This window comes from Buttiauxella agrestis ATCC 33320 (genome assembly GCF_000735355.1).
GTDB classification, from domain to species: domain Bacteria; phylum Pseudomonadota; class Gammaproteobacteria; order Enterobacterales; family Enterobacteriaceae; genus Buttiauxella; species Buttiauxella agrestis.
Map to the genome: position 1 here is coordinate 280,281 of NZ_JMPI01000030.1, position 16,569 is coordinate 296,849.

The 16,569-nt window shown below is 50.4% G+C and carries 15 protein-coding genes; 2 read left to right on the top strand and 13 right to left on the bottom strand.

Annotated elements, in window-relative coordinates:
• Positions 1-51 precede the first annotated feature (51 nt).
• Positions 52-600, bottom strand: coding sequence for a Csu type fimbrial protein (locus GBAG_RS11580; protein WP_232062593.1), 549 nt, complete (start codon positions 598-600; stop codon positions 52-54).
• Positions 601-1,027: 427 nt separating this feature from the next.
• Here GBAG_RS11580 and GBAG_RS11585 point away from each other — a divergent pair, with 427 nt between their 5' ends.
• Positions 1,028-2,290 carry a dicarboxylate/amino acid:cation symporter gene (locus GBAG_RS11585; RefSeq protein WP_034496072.1) on the top strand — a complete coding sequence of 421 codons (1,263 nt, stop codon included), beginning with the start codon at positions 1,028-1,030 and terminating at the stop codon, positions 2,288-2,290.
• A 49-nt stretch (positions 2,291-2,339) separates the two neighbouring features.
• On the opposite strand, the gene GBAG_RS11590 is transcribed toward GBAG_RS11585, so the two are convergent.
• The 7 genes from GBAG_RS11590 to flhD all read right to left on the bottom strand — a co-directional run bounded on the left by GBAG_RS11590 (position 2,340) and on the right by flhD (position 9,186).
• On the bottom strand, positions 2,340-3,632 hold the full coding sequence (locus GBAG_RS11590; RefSeq protein WP_034496074.1) for a Fic family protein: 1,293 nt from the start codon (positions 3,630-3,632) through the stop codon (positions 2,340-2,342).
• Between the two features lie 143 nt (positions 3,633-3,775).
• Positions 3,776-4,276, bottom strand: coding sequence for a chemotaxis protein CheW (gene cheW / locus GBAG_RS11595; protein WP_034496076.1), 501 nt, complete (start codon positions 4,274-4,276; stop codon positions 3,776-3,778).
• A gap of 27 nt (positions 4,277-4,303) precedes the next feature.
• Complete coding sequence (gene cheA, locus GBAG_RS11600) at positions 4,304-6,292, bottom strand: chemotaxis protein CheA (protein ID WP_034496078.1); 1,989 nt, start codon at positions 6,290-6,292, stop codon at positions 4,304-4,306.
• A gap of 10 nt (positions 6,293-6,302) precedes the next feature.
• Complete coding sequence (gene motB / locus GBAG_RS11605; RefSeq protein WP_034496079.1) at positions 6,303-7,232, bottom strand: flagellar motor protein MotB; 930 nt, start codon at positions 7,230-7,232, stop codon at positions 6,303-6,305.
• Positions 7,229-8,125 (bottom strand): flagellar motor stator protein MotA, encoded by an 897-nt coding sequence (gene motA, locus GBAG_RS11610; RefSeq protein WP_034496080.1) that lies wholly within the window; start codon positions 8,123-8,125, stop codon positions 7,229-7,231. Before motA ends, motB begins: the two co-directional genes overlap by 4 nt.
• 127 nt (positions 8,126-8,252) lie before the next feature.
• On the bottom strand, positions 8,253-8,831 hold the full coding sequence (gene flhC / locus GBAG_RS11615; RefSeq protein WP_034496081.1) for a flagellar transcriptional regulator FlhC: 579 nt from the start codon (positions 8,829-8,831) through the stop codon (positions 8,253-8,255).
• A gap of 4 nt (positions 8,832-8,835) precedes the next feature.
• Positions 8,836-9,186 carry a flagellar transcriptional regulator FlhD gene (flhD, locus tag GBAG_RS11620; protein ID WP_034496082.1) on the bottom strand — a complete coding sequence of 117 codons (351 nt, stop codon included), beginning with the start codon at positions 9,184-9,186 and terminating at the stop codon, positions 8,836-8,838.
• A gap of 806 nt (positions 9,187-9,992) precedes the next feature.
• Here flhD and uspC point away from each other — a divergent pair.
• Complete coding sequence (uspC, locus tag GBAG_RS11625; protein ID WP_034496083.1) at positions 9,993-10,415, top strand: universal stress protein UspC; 423 nt, start codon at positions 9,993-9,995, stop codon at positions 10,413-10,415.
• A 124-nt stretch (positions 10,416-10,539) separates the two neighbouring features.
• On the opposite strand, the gene otsA is transcribed toward uspC, so the two are convergent.
• The 5 genes from otsA to GBAG_RS11650 all read right to left on the bottom strand — a co-directional run bounded on the left by otsA (position 10,540) and on the right by GBAG_RS11650 (position 16,569).
• Complete coding sequence (gene otsA / locus GBAG_RS11630) at positions 10,540-11,964, bottom strand: alpha,alpha-trehalose-phosphate synthase (RefSeq protein ID WP_034496085.1); 1,425 nt, start codon at positions 11,962-11,964, stop codon at positions 10,540-10,542.
• Positions 11,939-12,742, bottom strand: a complete 804-nt coding sequence (gene otsB, locus GBAG_RS11635) for a trehalose-phosphatase (protein WP_034496086.1) — start codon at positions 12,740-12,742, stop codon at positions 11,939-11,941. Before otsB ends, otsA begins: the two co-directional genes overlap by 26 nt.
• A 164-nt stretch (positions 12,743-12,906) precedes the next feature.
• Positions 12,907-13,956 (bottom strand): L-arabinose ABC transporter permease AraH, encoded by a 1,050-nt coding sequence (gene araH, locus GBAG_RS11640; protein WP_081908406.1) that lies wholly within the window; start codon positions 13,954-13,956, stop codon positions 12,907-12,909.
• A gap of 14 nt (positions 13,957-13,970) precedes the next feature.
• Positions 13,971-15,485, bottom strand: coding sequence for an L-arabinose ABC transporter ATP-binding protein AraG (araG, locus tag GBAG_RS11645; protein ID WP_034496089.1), 1,515 nt, complete (start codon positions 15,483-15,485; stop codon positions 13,971-13,973).
• A 94-nt stretch (positions 15,486-15,579) separates the two neighbouring features.
• On the bottom strand, positions 15,580-16,569 hold the full coding sequence (locus GBAG_RS11650; RefSeq protein WP_034496091.1) for an arabinose ABC transporter substrate-binding protein: 990 nt from the start codon (positions 16,567-16,569) through the stop codon (positions 15,580-15,582).

Sequence of the window (16,569 nt, forward strand, 5' to 3'; positions counted from 1 at the left end):
CGGCCCTCAGCAGGGGCAAACGCCTGCTGTTATGTTTATAAAAACGATGAGTTAATACGTTACGCTGACGTTAATAACATCCGTATACGTTCCCGGTTTCACCGTAACGCTTTCTCCCCCGCCCTGTATGCGCCCGTAAACAATGTAGTTATCTACGCCATCGGTGGTGGATGCTTTCGGAATAGCCGTATTGTTGGCGATCACATTATTGAAGGCACTGTCGCTGTAGATGCTGTAGGCCACACCTTGTGTTGCATCTGTAGTATTCACAAGATAACGCGCGGGCGTGCCTGGCGTGCCGACTGTTGTGCCCGGTGCGCCGTTGGTGCTGCCGGTCACTTGCACGGTGTAAGTCGCGCCGTTAGTGCATTGAATACCAAAACTGTTGCCGCCCGCAGCGCCAGCCAGTTCAGTCGTCAGGGTTGAGAATGTTGCCGGGTGAGAACCGAAATCCAGCGTACCGAAGTTAATGCCGTTTTGAGCAGGCGACCCGTTTATCAGGCAGCCGTTGGTTAAGGTGAGTGTCGCATTGATTGTGCCATTGCTGGTCACCGCTTGCGCCCCGCTTATGCCACAAAGTAAACCACTTCCACAAAGCATTAAGAGTGCGTGTGCTTTCATCTTTAAGCCCTCATTTTGCACATCCAATCCCCAATGACTGCCTGGGCGCTGCATACGCTAACTTATTGAAATTTAGTTTAGGTATTGAGAAATGACCAGAAACTGAACGGCAAATCACCCTGTCGTCGTATTGCAAAATATTACGCTGTTTAATCAGATGGTTAAGCGCCAGGTGGCGGGGTTGTCACGGAAGAGAGAGGGAGATATTAATATTATTTTCGTGATTGTTGTCACAGTGTTACATAAGAGATTCTGCATTAACAAATGCGACAAAAAGTAAAAAATAGTTGAATCCTTCCGCGCTTTCATTCAATTTATGGGCCGAATATAAATTGGGCAAACATAAAAATTATATATGGCTCAATAAGTTAATTAAATGTTACTAATCGACGGGGTTATTACGTAATTGTCTAGTTCAAACAAACTCACGCTATTTATTCTTCTATTCATGTTTGCCGGAATTCTCTCCGGGGCGGCAATCCATGAATACGCCGCGGCTGAAAACATCAAAAGCTATGCCGGAAATATCACGCTGTTTACGGACATCTTTTTACGTCTGATCAAAATGGTTATCGCTCCGTTGGTGTTCAGCACCCTGACGGTAGGTATCATGAAGATGGGCGAAACCTCGACCATTGGCCGCGTCGGCGGCAAAGCGATGGTGTGGTTTGTGTCCTCCTCCATCCTGTCGATTCTGGTGGGTTTGTTTATCGTGACTCTCCAGCAACCCGGTGCGGGGATGAACTTGCAAGTGCCTGCGGGCGACGTTCAGACCGGCCTTGCGGTGAGCGGTATGAACCTGAAAGCGTTTATCTCGCATACCATTCCCACCAGTATCGCGGGCGCGATGTCGAATAACGAAATTCTGCAAATTGTGGTGTTCTCACTGTTCTTCGGTATTGCTGGCGCATCGCTTGGCGAGAAATTCAATACGCCATTAGTTGCCGCGCTGGATGTGGTTTCCCATATCATGCTGAAAGTGACGGGCTATGTGATGTATGTGGCACCACTGGCTATTTTCGCGGCTATCTCTTCGGTTGTTGCGACCGAAGGCCTGGGTATTTTGCTGAATTACGCCTCGTTTATTGGCGGCTACTATCTGGCGATTATCCTGACCTGCATGGTGCTGATTGGTGTCGGTTATATGGTGCTCAAGCGTGATGTGTTCCGCCTGATTGCCATGCTCAAAGATCCGGTTCTGGTGGCGTTCACCACCAGCAGTTCTGAAGCGGCTTACCCTAAAACGCTCGACCAGCTGACCCGCTTTGGTTGCTCGCGCAACATCGCATCTTTCGTGCTGCCGATTGGTTATTCGTTCAACCTGGTCGGTTCGATGGTGTACTGCTCTTTCGCCTCGATGTTTATCGCCCAGGCTTACAACATTCACCTGACCTTCTCTGAGATTGTGGTGTTGATGTTGACGCTGATGCTGGCCTCTAAAGGGATTGCAGGCGTGCCACGCTCCGCACTGGTGGTGCTGGCGGCGACGATTCCGAGCTTCAATATTCCGGTAGCCGGTATTTTGCTGCTGATGGGTATCGACCACTTCCTCGACATGGGTCGTTCAGCGATTAACGTGCTGGGGAATGGTGTTGCGACGGCGATGCTGTCGAAGAATGAAGGTGAGATGGAAGAGTCGATTGAAGTTGGCGAAGAGATCGAGGCGTAGGCCCGACGAGATAACGGTAAAGGGGCGATAAGCCCCTTTATTTTTGCCATCAACTTTCGAATTTTGCCCGATACAGCGTTTGCTGATCGTTAACCCGCACTTGCTCCGCAACCCCTTCTTTCACCAGCGCCCGGATTGACGCTCGCGCGGTATTGTCCGAAATCCCTAACGAACCTGCGATCTCAGCGGCAGCAAACAGCTTTCCAGGAGTTGCGGTCATAATATTTAGCACAGTGACCTGGCGTGAGGTCAGCCGCCCCAATGCCCCGGATTCAAACAACACGCGGTCTATCGCTGACCTGCGACTTATCAGTTCGTCGATATGCGCCAGGTATTCGTGCACTGCGCGAACCAGCAGGCTTGCCTGGTAATCCAGAAAATAGGTCAGATCCATGCCGTCCCCTTCCGTGTATTGATAGCTGTGGGCGTATTTCACCGGAGCGGCATGCAGAAACGCGCTGATGGAAATGTACCTGAATGCCTCGTAGCCATTTTTGAGCATGAACCAGTAAAAAAGCGCACGGCTTGTGCGGCCGTTGCCGTCACGAAATGGGTGTTCGTGAGCAATCATTAAGTGAAGAATGCAGGCGCGTAACAGCGGGTGAATATACCGACCACGGGTATTATTAACCACGTCGCAAACTGCCTGAAGACGCTCCAGTATCAGGTTTGCCGGGGGCGGCTGATGAATAATATTTCCGTCATAATCGGCAATCACAACATCATCGGTTTGCCGAAATGTCGCTGGGGCATATTTATCGTCATCAATACCGCTCATGCCAACCGCATGAAAATGCCGAATAAGATCGAGGGTCAAAGGTTCGCTGAGATGGTTCGGGATTTCAGCCATCAACCGGGCGTTACCGACGATCATCTGCTCGTCTTCGTTGCGCGCATTGCGCCCACTTTCTAACAGGTTACGTGCGACAAGCGTTGTGGTGTTCGCCCCTTCAAGTTGCGAGCTGGTAATCGGCTCTTCAAGTACCAGCGCCGATAGTTCAGCCCCTGCTCCCCGTAGAGACGCGGCCTGTTTTTGCATCGCTGCCTGGCTGGCAAAAATATCCACCAGCGCGCAAACCTCGACGATGGAAGGCGTGAAATTAAACCCCGCCTGTTCACCTTCTTCGTTAAAGTAATCAATACGTTGAATAGCTGCATCACGTGCACGACGCGTCAGCGTCCAGGCAAGCTGGAGGTCATCCCCGCGTTTTAGGCGATGGCGAAATTCTTCAAAAGGAAGATAGCGACCTTTGTCATCCAGCATTCGGTTATACCGCTGGTGGGATTCTATCTGTTCCCCACTCAACGAGGAGAATGGGATTAACGCCGGGGGTTGCTTCATCAAACTATCTCAATTTATGTAATTATTGAGATAGAGTACTCTAGTTTGCGATAACAGGGTGATTCTTTTTCAACCAGTGTTTAATAAAAACAAAAAAGGCCTGAGATGGCGCTCAGGCCTTTTTTTATTGAGTGTTTAAGCGATTACGCCACGCGTGCCGCGCTATCCACCAGCGCCATCTCTTCGCTATTGAGCAGCTTTTCAATATTCACCAGAATCAGCATTCGCTCGCCCAACGCGCCAAGGCCGGTGAGGTATTCCGTAGACAGCGTCACGGCAAACTCCGGTGCCGGGCGGATTTGTTCTGCGGTCAGAGACAGCACGTCGGATACGCCGTCCACGACGATCCCTACCACGCGTTGCCCTAAATTCAGCACAATCACGACCGTGTTATCGTTATATTCCACGCCATCCTGCTCAAACTTAATGCGCAGGTCGAGAATCGGGACAATCACACCGCGCAGGTTGGTCACCCCTTTGATAAACGCAGGCGTGTTGGCGATGCGAGTCACCTGGTCGTAACCACGAATTTCCTGCACTTTCAAAATGTCGATGCCGTACTCTTCGTCGCCGAGCGTAAAGACGAGGAATTCTTGCCCTACCGTTTCCCCGGTCAGTTTTGTTACATTGGTCAATCCAGTCATTTTCTTATCCTTCCTCAGTACCCGGGATCAGGCGGCGTGGCCTGCCATACGTTGTTCACGATTCAAACCTTGCAGCGCGGAAACATCAACAATCAGCGCCACGCTGCCATCACCAAGAATGGTTGCGGCAGAAATACCCGGCACTTTGCGATAGTTGCTCTCAAGGTTTTTCACCACCACCTGATGCTGACCAATGAGTTGATCAACCAGCAGCGCATAACGGCGTCCGGCGCTTTGCAGGATCACCACAATGCCCTGCGTGGCTTCGGTTTTTGCGCCGCTTACATCGAACACTTTCCACAATTCAACCAGCGGTAGGTATTCGCCGCGCACTTCCAGCACGCGTTCACCACCCGCCAATGGGTGCAAATCATCTTCTTTCGGTTGCAATGATTCCATTACCGCATTGAGCGGCAAAATGAACACTTCGTCGCACACTTTGACTGACATGCCGTCGAGGATCGCAAGGGTGAGCGGCAGCATAATGCGGATAGTGGTGCCGACATTCGCCTGAGATTTGATCTCAACGTGGCCCCCCATTTCCTGGATGTTACGCTTCACTACATCCATACCCACGCCGCGCCCGGACACGTCCGTCACCTGCTCTGCCGTCGAGAATCCAGGGGCGAAAATCAGCATGCCCACTTCGTCGTCAGACATGTTTTCATGCACCGGCATGCCTTGCGACAGCGCTTTGGCAAGGATACGTTCGCGGTTAAGGCCAGCACCGTCGTCGGACACTTCAATGCAGATGTTCCCGCCCTGGTGTTCAGCGGAAAGAATCAAATTGCCGACCGCCGATTTCCCAGCGGCGAGGCGTTTTTCAGGCGTTTCGATACCGTGATCCAGGCTGTTACGCACCAGGTGAGTCAACGGATCGATAATGCGTTCAATTAAACTTTTATCCAGTTCGGTGGAGCTGCCTTGCAGGGTCAACTCCACTTGTTTATCCAGTTTTCCGGCCAAATCACGCACCAGACGCGGGAAGCGGCTGAAGACATATTCCATTGGCATCATACGGATAGACATCACCGACTCTTGCAAATCACGGGCGTTACGTTGTAACTGACCCATGCTGGTAATCAATTCACCGTGTTCAACCGGGTCAAGTTCGTTAGAACGTTGCGCCAACATCGACTGGGTAATCACCAGCTCACCCACCAGGTTTATCAGTTGATCAACCTTTTCAACCGCCACACGAATACTGCTCGACTCGTTAACACGCGTAGGTTTCGGTTCTCGTTCAACACGAGGTGCAGCAGGCATTGCCACCGGCTGAGGCGCGTTAACGGCTAACGCCACCGGTTCTTCAATGACGTCCATTTCTTCAACGGCAGACGCAGCGGGCAGCGGCAGAAACTCAATTTGCTCGGGCTCGATAACAAAGCAGAGCACCGCGCTGATGTCATCAGCACTGACGGTGGTTTCCATAGTGGCGGTGACAGAATTCGCACCCTTCTCCACATCGCTTAATGTGCCAAGATTACCCAGTTCTTCGAGCAGCAAATCGAGTTCGCTCGCTTTCAGCCCCGTAATGGCAATACGCAGTTTCCCGTCACTTGCAGGCGGCGCTTCAAGAGTATCTTTCTCTACGACCGTCAGTTTTGCAGGCGGCGCAGGCGTTTCACCTTTGGCTTCCAGAGCCAGTTGGCGTAACGCTTTGCAGATATAATCGAAACTCTCAGCATCCGGTTCCTGTGAGTTTTTATACGCGTCCAACTGTTCCTGCATAATATCTTTGGTTTCCAAAAACAGGTTGATGATATCGGTGCTGAGTTGCATCTCTCCACGCCGTGCGTCGTCGAGCAGGTTTTCCATTAAATGCGTGGTTTCCTGCAAAACGGAGAAGCCAAACGTCCCCGCGCCCCCTTTAATCGAGTGCGCGGCGCGAAAAATGGCGTTCAGCAGTTCTGAGTCCGGCGCTTCTGGCAGCAGATTCAGCAGGTGCTGTTCCATATCGGCCAGCAACTCGTCGGCCTCGTCAAAAAATGTCTGGTAAAAATCGCTGATATCCATACTCACGCTATCACCTCGTACCGGATTGTGGCGGTAATGTGTTCTGCGCCGGTTCCACGGCGGCAGGTTGTTGGAGAATGCTGATAGGCCGGTTATCGCTTTCTGCGTTTTCGTGCACGATGGCCTCTTCAGCTTGTTTGTTCAGTACCAGCAAACTAATACGACGGTTGATGGCGTCACCCGGCCCGCGATTGGTCAGGCGCATCGTTGAGGACATACCCACAACGCGCAGCACTTTGCCGTCGATAAGCCCGCCCGACATCAATTCGCGCCGCGAGGCATTCGCCCGGTCAGCGGAAAGTTCCCAGTTGCTGTATCCGCGCTCACCCATGGCGTAAGGCAAATCGTCGGTGTGGCCTGATAAGCTAATTTTGTTCGGAAAATCATTTAGTAACGGCGCAATACTGCGCAAAATATCGCGCATGTAAGGTTCCACTTCAGCGCTGCCGTTTTTAAACATCGGGCGGTTCTGGCTGTCGATGATTTGTATTCGCAGCCCTTCTTGCACCAGATCGATTTGCAGATGCGGACGGAGCGCGCGCAGTTTAGGATCGGCATCAATGAGCTGATCTAACTTGTCGCCCAGGCGTTTAAGACGACTGGTTTCCATCTTCTTTCTCAGATCTTCAATGTTCGGCTGTCGTTTCACTTCGCCCTGCTGCTGGGTGACATCATCACCGCCGCCAGGAATGGGGCTGGAGCTATCCGCAATTCGCTGGCCGCCGGTAATCGCGGCGGAAAGCGGTGTACGGAAGTAGTCGGCAATTTGCGCCAATTCTTTAGGGCTGGAGATGGAAATCAGCCACATCACCAGAAAAAAGGCCATCATTGCGGTCATGAAGTCGGCATAAGCAATTTTCCACGAGCCGTGCGCGCCGCCGCCGTGGCCCTTATGCTTGCGGCGTTTTACGACAACAATGGGGCGCGCGTTGTTCTTCATACTTCTTCTTCCGTTGCACGCTGCGGCTGCCCATTTGGCGAGCGAACAGCGCGAACATGTTCTTCCAGTTCGATAAACGATGGACGTTCGCTGGAATACAACGTTTTACGGCCAAATTCGACGGCAATTGGCGGAGCATAACCATTAAGACTCGAGAGCAGCGTCACTTTTACGCACTGCAGCATCTTGGTGGTTTCCGCGCTTTTCTGGCGTAAAACGGTCGCCAGCGGGGAAATAAAACCGTATGCCAGCAAAATACCGAGGAATGTGCCGACCATCGCGTGCGCAATTAAAGATCCGAGTTCAGCAGCGGGTCTGTCAGCGGATGCCAGCGCATGGACCACGCCCATTACCGCCGCCACGATACCGAATGCCGGAAGTGAATCCCCCATTATTGCCAGACTGTTAGCCGGTATTTCCGCCTCACTTTCGTGGGTTTCAATTTCTTCATCCATCAGCGCTTCAATTTCGAACGAATTCATATTCCCGCTAATAATTAAGCGCAGGTAATCAATAATAAATTCCAGCATCAGGGTGTCGGCTAAAATACGCGGGTAACTGGCGAAGATTTCACTTTCTTTTGGATTTTCGATATCACGCTCAAGGGAAAACATCCCTTGTTGGCGCGACTTCGCCATCAAGCGATAAAGCAGCGCCATCAAATCCATATACATGCTTTTGGTGTATTTCGAGCGGCGAAACAGTAATGGCAACGCTTTTACCGTCGCCTTTATAGCCTTACCGTTATTACCCACGATAAAGGCCCCGATCCCCGCTCCGCCAATGATGACAAATTCAGCTGGTTGATAGAGTGCGCCAAGATGACCCCCGGTCATCATATAGCCGCCGAATACTGTCGCAATTACGACCAGATAACCTATTACAATCAGCACGAGTACATCCTTCTGCTGTTAAATGTGACGAGGAATCACAAATCAAAGGGAAAAACAGTCAGATGCGGGGCAAAAAAAAGCAGCGATAATGGCTTATCGCTGCTGGAGTGTTTACCACACCGAACTGTTAAACGGCCTGTTTGACCTGTTCATCCAGCAGTTGTGGAATAATATCGGCAGTATTCGTAGAAAGTTTACGTCTTTTTACCGCTCTTGATGGAGGCTGGCACAAACTACAAGCAAAGCTGCCTGCGGGTTGGTGTGCGTGAGTAATAAAATTGCCGTCGCAGCAGTTGCAACGGCTCAATTCCAGCATGTTGCTTTCGACAAACCGCACTAGTGTCCAGGCGCGAGTCAGCGCCAGTAGCGGGCCGCCCTCTTGCGCAGGGCACTGTTCAAGGTATAAACGATAAGCCTTTATGACCGCGTCAACACCGGTACATAAACCCGTGCGTAGTAAGAACTGCCAGGCGTTGCAAAACATAGAAGCGTGAATATTTTGCTCCCACGTCATAAACCAATCGGTAGAAAAAGGCAGCATTCCTTTTGGCGGCGGGCTACCACGTAGCTCTTTATACAGTTTGATCAGTCTGCCGCGGCTTAATTGTGTTTCACTTTCAAGCATCTGCAATCTTGCACCCAGCGTGATTAACTCCATCGCGAGTTGAATATCACGGGCTTCCTGAACAATACTTTTGTCGCTCATTTTGTTATGCCCTTTTTTTGCGCGGTGCCTCGTCTGTCGCGGACACCTCATTTAATAAGCGGGTGGATAACAAAATGCCAGTATGAATTTGCTGTAAATCATCCACACGAGAGTCTTGTGTTAAACGGGTAATTGTTTGCTCATCATTAAAGCGGAACTGACAAATCAATTGATTCGTTTCCGCTAATTTTACCATTTGTGGCAAGGTTAATTCGCTCAGGGAATTGGCCATATCCTCAGTCACGCCCAGACGAAACATTGCTGAGGGTTTATCACTGCTAATAAGGCGTTGAGCAAGCAGTAAGTACGATAAATTAATATCGTAGATATGTTTTAACAACTCGGATGTATGCATTTGGTTCATCCTGAAAAACTAACTTTTTTACATGCGGCGATGCCGCACCCCGTGAGTCGCCGGAAAATTCCGGTTAAAATTAAAACAAGCAAAAAGCCAATATCAATTGACTGATAACACGCACTGAATCCACCGACACAAAAATGTGGTGGAGACTTCCTTGTTGGTGCGTTCTTATCCGAGAGTAAATTCTTATGGTGAAATTAAGATTTTTCTTAATTCCGGGCAAACTCTACTCGTAGCCCTGTAGACATACAATGCGGTTGCCGTTGAATTTTGGGATTTATGTGACAGAGATCACATATATTTACTTTATACATCCCCTTAAAACATCAGTAAGACTTTTCAATTGAGTGCTTTGCAACCAAAATCGGAATATCCGTTACGTTTATCTGGAAAAACCTTTTCTTCTGACTAACAATCTCATGACCTGCTATCAATATCGCTTCCGTAAGCTCACTTAGCTATGTGATTTATATCGTATTTTTATTATCACCATCAAATACACTGAATTACTCGCCTTTTTCAGTACATAACACCTTGTAAAATTACCTTTTGTTGATGGAAAAGAATAAATTCTTACTTAACAGGGTCAGCGATTAAATCTTATTAAAATAATACGAAAGTTTGATGGAAATTTAAGCGTTGCCTGCATCTCAATTCCGTTACAAGTTCATTACATTAGAGTTATTAATCTTTTTTCATGAGCAGGCTCACATTTTCTACGGTTACTATCCTTGCGCTCTTTGGCAGATTGTTGTAGGAAAAATGTTAAGCGTCTGATTTTCAGTCAACAGGAGGTTGTAATGAGTTACCAACATATATTGGTTGCTGTCGCCGTCAGTCCGGAAAGCCAGTTACTGGTGGAAAAGGCCGTTTCAATCGCCCGACCAGCAAATGCAAAAATCACTCTGATTTCACTCGCATCAGATCCTGAACTTTATAATCAATTTGCCGCACCGATGATGGAGAACCTACGGGAATTAATGCTTGAAGAGACTCAGCTTTTTATTGATGAGCTTATTGCGAAGGCCAATTATCCTATTGTCGAAACAGTTATTACAACCGGTGAATTAAGTGAGCATATTCTGGCGATATGTAATAAAGGTTCGGTGGATTTGGTGATCTGCGGCAACCATAATCAAAGCTTTTTCAGCAAGATAATTTGCTCCGCGAAGGCCGTGGTGGCATCGAGTCAGGTTGATGTGTTGTTGGTGCCACTCGGATAAAAATTGAAAATGAAATTCTAAGTAGGTCGGATTAGCATTAGCGCCCATCCGACATTTTTATCCGTTACGACAGATGTAAATGGTGGATGGCGCTCGCGCTTATCCACCCTACAAAAAAATGCCCCTAAGCTAATTTCGGAAATGTCGCCACCTTCTTATCTAAATGCGACTCATCGCTTCGCGGCTCAGCCTTCTTTAGGTCTTCAATAAACCTCTTCTGCCAGTGGTGAATATCGTTCTTCTCAATCACCGCCATCATTTCACTGTGGCGCGAAATCCGTTCGGCGAGTGGCATGGTTAATGCCCGATCAAGCGCTGCGGCTACGTCATCACGATCATACGGATTAACGATAAGCGCTGAAGACAATTCATTAGCCGCACCAGCAAATTTCGATAGCACCAGCACACCGGGGTTAGCGGGGTCCTGCGCGGCAACATACTCTTTCGCCACCAGGTTCATGCCATCGCGCAGCGGTGTCACAAGCCCGACGTCGGCGTGGCGGAACACTTTCATCACTAATTTGCGATCAAAATGCTGGTTGAGATAATAGAGCGGTGTCCACCCCAATTGCCCATACTTGCCATTGATGCGCCCTGCTTCTGTTTCCAGCTGATGACGGATGTCCTGATACGCCTGAACATCTCCCCGCGAGGTGGGCGCAATCTGCGTATAGCGTATTTTGCCGTGGTGTTGCGGGTAATTCTCCAGCAACGCCTCGAATGCCAGAAATCGCTCAGGTAAGCCTTTGGAATAGTCCAGACGCTCAACTGAGAAGATATTTTTAATGCTGCCCAGTTCCGCCTTGAGCTGCGCCAGTTTCGGCGGTAGCGGACCTTGCGCACTCTTTTTGATCTCCTCAGGCTCAATGCCTATCGGATAAACCTCGGTGCGGAAGGTGTTGCCGTATGCCTGATGCTGGTTTTTGCCCAGATGGTCGAGCCGTGTCTGGCTGGCAATACCGTCAAGGAACGCCAGGCGATCGCTCTCGGTCTGGAACCCCAGTAAATCGTATTCGCTCAACGCCTCGAGTAACTCTTCGTGTGGCGGCAGCGCATTGAAAACTTCCGGCGTCGGGAAAGGAATATGTAAGAAGAAGCCGATACGATGATTAAGCCCCTGTTTGCGGCATTCGGCGGCAAATGGCAGCAGATGATAGTCATGCACCCATAAGATGTCGTCTTCTTCCAGCAGTGGTTTTAGCTTATTTGCCAGCAGCGTATTAACGCGGCTGTAGCCATCCCACGCTTCACGTTGGTAATCGACCAGGTCAAGACGATAGTGAAAGGCGGGCCACAGCACCGCATTCGAAAATTGCAGATAATAGCTTTCGTAATCTTCCTGGCTCAGGTTGAAAGATGCCCAGGTAATGTTGCCGCGTTTGGTCTTTTTTAAGGGTGCATCGGGGCAACCGACCTCACCGCTCCAGCCAAACCACAATCCTCCAGCCGTTTTTAATGCCCCCAAAATGCCCACTGCCAGGCCACCAGCACTACTTTTCTTATCATCTGGTGGTGCAATGCGATTAGAGACTACCACTAAGCGACTCATAATTTTCTCCCCGTAAAATATCTGGCTTTTGTTGTTCTATGTGTTGCGTCAATTTGCCAAGCCAGTGATACACCATGCGAACATTTGCCAGGCGATAATTGGCAATGGTGTCGCCGCTCCCAACTTTGATGGTCACGCCACCCAGAGCATTAACCTGTTTAAACCCTGCTTCATCGGTTAAATCATCACCGATAAATACCGGTTTGCGCCCCGCAAAAGGGGCTTCTTGCATAAACGCGCGAATGGCCGCTCCTTTGTCTATTCCTAATGGTTTCAGCTCCACAACACATTTCCCCGGCTGTAACGCCAGTTCCGGATATCGCTGAATCATCGCCTGAGCCAATTCAAATATGGCTTCTTTTGCCTCAGGGGCCTGGCGGTAATGCAGCGCGAAAGCCATTCCTTTCGCTTCCAGTTCGGTGCCCGGATGGTATTGCAATGCCTCACTCAATTGCTGATGCAAAGCCGCAACCATGGGTTCAGGAAGGGTAACGATGTGGGTTTTGTCATTGATATCGCGGCGCTCAGCCCCGTGCACTCCAGCCAGCGGGAAATGAAAAGGAGTCGCGAGCTTATCCAGCTCTGACATTGAGCGCCCTGAAATCAATGCCAGTGCCCCGTCACTCATGACAGACATTTTTTGCAGCAGCGTACGCACGGCGGCCGGAATGTAGACTTGATCCGGGTGCGGTTTGATTTCTGCCAGCGTGCCATCGAGGTCGAAGAAAAAGGCAAGATTGCCTGAAATTAGAGGCGGTACAGATGAAACTTCAGCCACCAGCGGCTCCTCCTTACACAGTTAAATGCGCCACCGTGACGGTAACGATAAATTATGATTAGCCATGTAAGTATAGACAGGGTGACGGGTGTCGCAATTTTCCAGGATAAATCGCCAGGCCGCGAATGGCCTGGCGATTCGGTGTGGCAGGGTTGAGAAGAAGCTTAAACGGTACGTTTTGCTTTCTGTTTGTAGCGGTCGAAAATGACCGCAGCCAGCAGAATCAAACCGCGCACCACATATTGCGAGAACGGAGAAATATTCAACAGGTTCATGGCGTTTTCCACGGTGCCGAGAATTAAAATCCCGGCAATGACGTAAGAAATTTTACCGATCCCACCTTTGAGCGAAACGCCGCCCAATACGCAAGCCGAAATCACAATCAACTCGTAGCCGATAGAGGTCATCGGCTGGCCGCTGGTCATACGCGATGCCAGAATAATCCCCGCTGCCGCCGAGACTAAACCTGAAAGGACAAAGATGATGATTTTGGTGCGCACCACCGGGACACCCGCCAGGCGGGCGGCTTCTTCGTTGCCACCAATCGCCAGCGTGTTACGGCCAAACGTGGTTTTGTTAAGCAGCAAACCGAAGATGATCAGGCAGCCGACCGTTAACCAGATTGGCGCAGGCAGCCCCAGCCAGTTGGCGTAACCCAGGGCAAAGAAGCGCTCGTCCTCGATACCCACCGCTTTACCATCAGAAATGATGTACGCCAGGCCGCGCACAATCTGCATGGTGGCCAATGTGGTAATCAAGGCGTTGATTTTAAGTCTGGCGATAACAAAACCATTCACCAGGCCGCTTAACATACCGAGCAATAAACCTGCCGCCACGCCAATCCACAGGCTTTCGGTCATGTTGATGACTACCGCCGTGGTGACACCCGCGCAGGCAATCACTGACGCAACTGACAAGTCGAAATCACCGGATGCCAGGCAGAACAACATGCCGCACGCCACCATTCCCGACATCGAAATGGCCAGTCCCAACCCCTTCATGTTCACAAAAGAAGAGAAATTCGGCACAAAAATGGCGCAGGCGAGGAACAGCACTGCGAACACCACTAACATGCCGTAGTTGTCCCAGATACGTCCAAGACTTAGCGACGACGTTTTCTTGCTGCCGCCAGATGAGGTATTGGTTGATGATGCTTTCGTTGATGATGCTTTCGTTGATGATGCTTTCGTTGATGATGGAGTTAATGCAGACATTTTTCTCTCCCTGGTCATGCGGCAGACGCGCTGGTTTTTGGCATTGCCAGACTTAATGCTTGCTGCTCGTTGGTTTCACCATGCAGCAGTTCACCGGCTATTTCCCCTTCGCGCATCACAATAATGCGGTCAGCAAGGCCGAGCACTTCGGGTAAATCACTTGAGGCAAACAACACCGCCACGCCTTGCGCCGCAAGGGCATAAATCACGTTATAGATTTCGTGTTTTGCGCCAACATCAATGCCGCGCGTTGGCTCATCCAGCAAAATCACTTTCATCTCTTCTGACAACCAGCGCCCAAGAATGGCCTTCTGCTGGTTGCCGCCGGAGAGATTCATAATGAGCTGATCGGCTGACGGGGTTTTGATATTCAGCGAGCGAATATGTGAGGCGGCGTTCTCGGCTTCCCAACGGTTATCAATGAGGCAACCGGCGCTGATATGCTTGCGCCGCGCGCTGATATTGATGTTGTCACGCACCGAGTGCACCGGAATAATACCGTCGGCTTTACGATCTTCCGGGCAGAGCATCATGCCAGCACGAATCGCATCGGCGGGCTTGTTGATGTTGATAACTTTGCTATCAATCAACACTTTACCTTCTGTGATGCGCGTGCCGCCAAACATCCCTTTCATTAATTCGCTGCGCCCGGCACCCACCAGGCCAAACAGCCCGACGATTTCACCGCTGCGTACCGTCAGGGAAATCGGGGTGCGCACGCCCGGAGCTTTTACGCCATCAAGACGTAAGCGCTCGGCTCCATGCTCGCGCGGTTTCCAGCCGTAAATATCGCCCAAATCGCGCCCGACCATCGCCTGCACCAGCGAATCGTGATTCACCTGCTGCATATCGTCGAAAGTGCGCACGTAACGCCCGTCTTTAAATACGGTGATCGCGTCACTTAAAGCGAAAATCTCTTCCATGCGGTGCGAAACATAAAGAATGACGCGCCCTTCAGCCCGCAACTCACGGATCACGCGGAATAAATTGTCAATTTCACGGCGGGATAGCGAACTGGTTGGCTCATCAAAAGCGATAACTTTTGCGTTACGCGCCAGTGCCTTGGCAATCTCCACCATTTGCCACTGGCCGATAGATAAATACTTGAGTGGCGTACTCGGGTCGATATCCAAACCGAGGTGCTCAAGTTGCAATTTCGCTTCGTAATTCAATAAAGAACGGTTCACGAAGCCCGCTTTGTGCGGAAGTTGCCCGAGGTAAATATTCTCGGCAACCGACATTTCCGGCACCAGGTGGAGTTCCTGATAAATAATGGCGACCCCGGCATTCAGGGCCGCAGGCGTGTCGGCAAAAGTGACTTCTTCGCCGCGCAGAACAATGCTGCCTTCGCTCGGCGCGTAGTTACCGCTAAGAATTTTCAGGAGTGTGGATTTCCCGGCGCCATTCTCCCCCATTAGTGCGTGAACTTGCCCGGCATAGCAGTCGAAACTGATGTCCTGTAAGGCTTTCACGCCAGGGAAAGTTTTGCCTATACCACGAAAAGAGAGATACGGTGTCTGATGCTGCATGACAGACCTCAATGTCGGATGACGCTTGCGCTTATCCGACCTACAGTTTGGGTTGGGTGGATAAGCTTGCGCTTATCCACCGTGTATTCGCAGATTACTTACCGCCGAGGCCTTTTTTCGCCAGCTCTTCTTTAAAGTTATCGCGAGTAATCAGCACCACATCAGTCACTTCGGTGAATTTTGGTGGCTCCGCACCTTTACTCACCCAGTTGTAGAGCATTTCGCTGCTCTTATAACCGTGTACGTCCGGGCTTGGCAGCAAGGAACCGTAGAAGCCTGTCGCCTGCGCTTTCGACAGTTCACTGATCGCATCCACGCCGTTGATACCCACACCAATCACATCCGGCGCTTTGAAGCCCTGACCTTCCGTAGCACGCACGCCGCCCAGCACCGTGTTGTCATTCATGCCAACAATCAGCCAGTGTTTCACTTCCGGATGCTGAACCAGCATGGAGTTTGCGGCGTCGAATGCGCCTGGGATGTCGTTAGATTTGGTTGGGACTTTGTAGATTTGTTTTTCCGGGAACCCGGCGGCTTTCAGAGCTTCCATTGAACCCGAAGTACGACGGCGAGCGGTATCGAGTTCGTCAGCGGTAATCGCCATCACGGCAGAATCTTTCACATCCCAACCACGTTTTTGCATCTCTTTATAAAGCTCTTGCCCCTGACGTTCGCCAATTTTGGTCGCCGCCATCATCACTAATGGCACCGTATCCATTGGCTTACCTTTGGCAGTAACAAACTGGTCATCAACAGCAATCACCTTCATGTCGTAGCTTTTTGCTTTGGCAACGATCGCTGAACCGAGTTTTGGATCAGGCGTACAAATCACAAAGCCTTTCGCGCCGCTAGCCGCCAGGCTGTCGATGGCATTCAATGTTTTTTCGCCGTCCGGAACCGCAATTTTTATCACTTCAAAACCAAGATCTTTCCCGGCTTTATCGGCAAATTTCCATTCAGTCTGGAACCATGGCTCTTCTGGTTGTTTGACCAGAAAGCCGAGTTTCATCGTTTCTGCGATAGCGGATTGTGACATAACGGCAGCGATACCAATGGCCGCCAACGCTTTAGTAAATTTGTGCAT

Bases quoted from the DNA above. Each gene is read 5' to 3' on its own strand.
- uspC (WP_034496083.1), top strand. From the start codon at position 9,993: ATGAGTTACCAACATATATTGGTTGCTGTCGCCGTCAGTCCGGAAAGC.
- cheW (WP_034496076.1), bottom strand. From the start codon at position 4,276: ATGACTGGATTGACCAATGTAACAAAACTGACCGGGGAAACGGTAGGG.
- araH (WP_081908406.1), bottom strand. From the start codon at position 13,956: ATGTCTGCATTAACTCCATCATCAACGAAAGCATCATCAACGAAAGCA.
- otsA (WP_034496085.1), bottom strand. From the start codon at position 11,964: ATGAGTCGCTTAGTGGTAGTCTCTAATCGCATTGCACCACCAGATGAT.
- GBAG_RS11590 (WP_034496074.1), bottom strand. From the start codon at position 3,632: ATGAAGCAACCCCCGGCGTTAATCCCATTCTCCTCGTTGAGTGGGGAA.
- flhD (WP_034496082.1), bottom strand. From the start codon at position 9,186: ATGCATACATCCGAGTTGTTAAAACATATCTACGATATTAATTTATCG.
- GBAG_RS11650 (WP_034496091.1), bottom strand. From the start codon at position 16,569: ATGCACAAATTTACTAAAGCGTTGGCGGCCATTGGTATCGCTGCCGTT.
- cheA (WP_034496078.1), bottom strand. From the start codon at position 6,292: ATGGATATCAGCGATTTTTACCAGACATTTTTTGACGAGGCCGACGAG.
- motB (WP_034496079.1), bottom strand. From the start codon at position 7,232: ATGAAGAACAACGCGCGCCCCATTGTTGTCGTAAAACGCCGCAAGCAT.
- flhC (WP_034496081.1), bottom strand. From the start codon at position 8,831: ATGAGCGACAAAAGTATTGTTCAGGAAGCCCGTGATATTCAACTCGCG.
- GBAG_RS11580 (WP_232062593.1), bottom strand. From the start codon at position 600: ATGCTTTGTGGAAGTGGTTTACTTTGTGGCATAAGCGGGGCGCAAGCG.
- araG (WP_034496089.1), bottom strand. From the start codon at position 15,485: ATGCAGCATCAGACACCGTATCTCTCTTTTCGTGGTATAGGCAAAACT.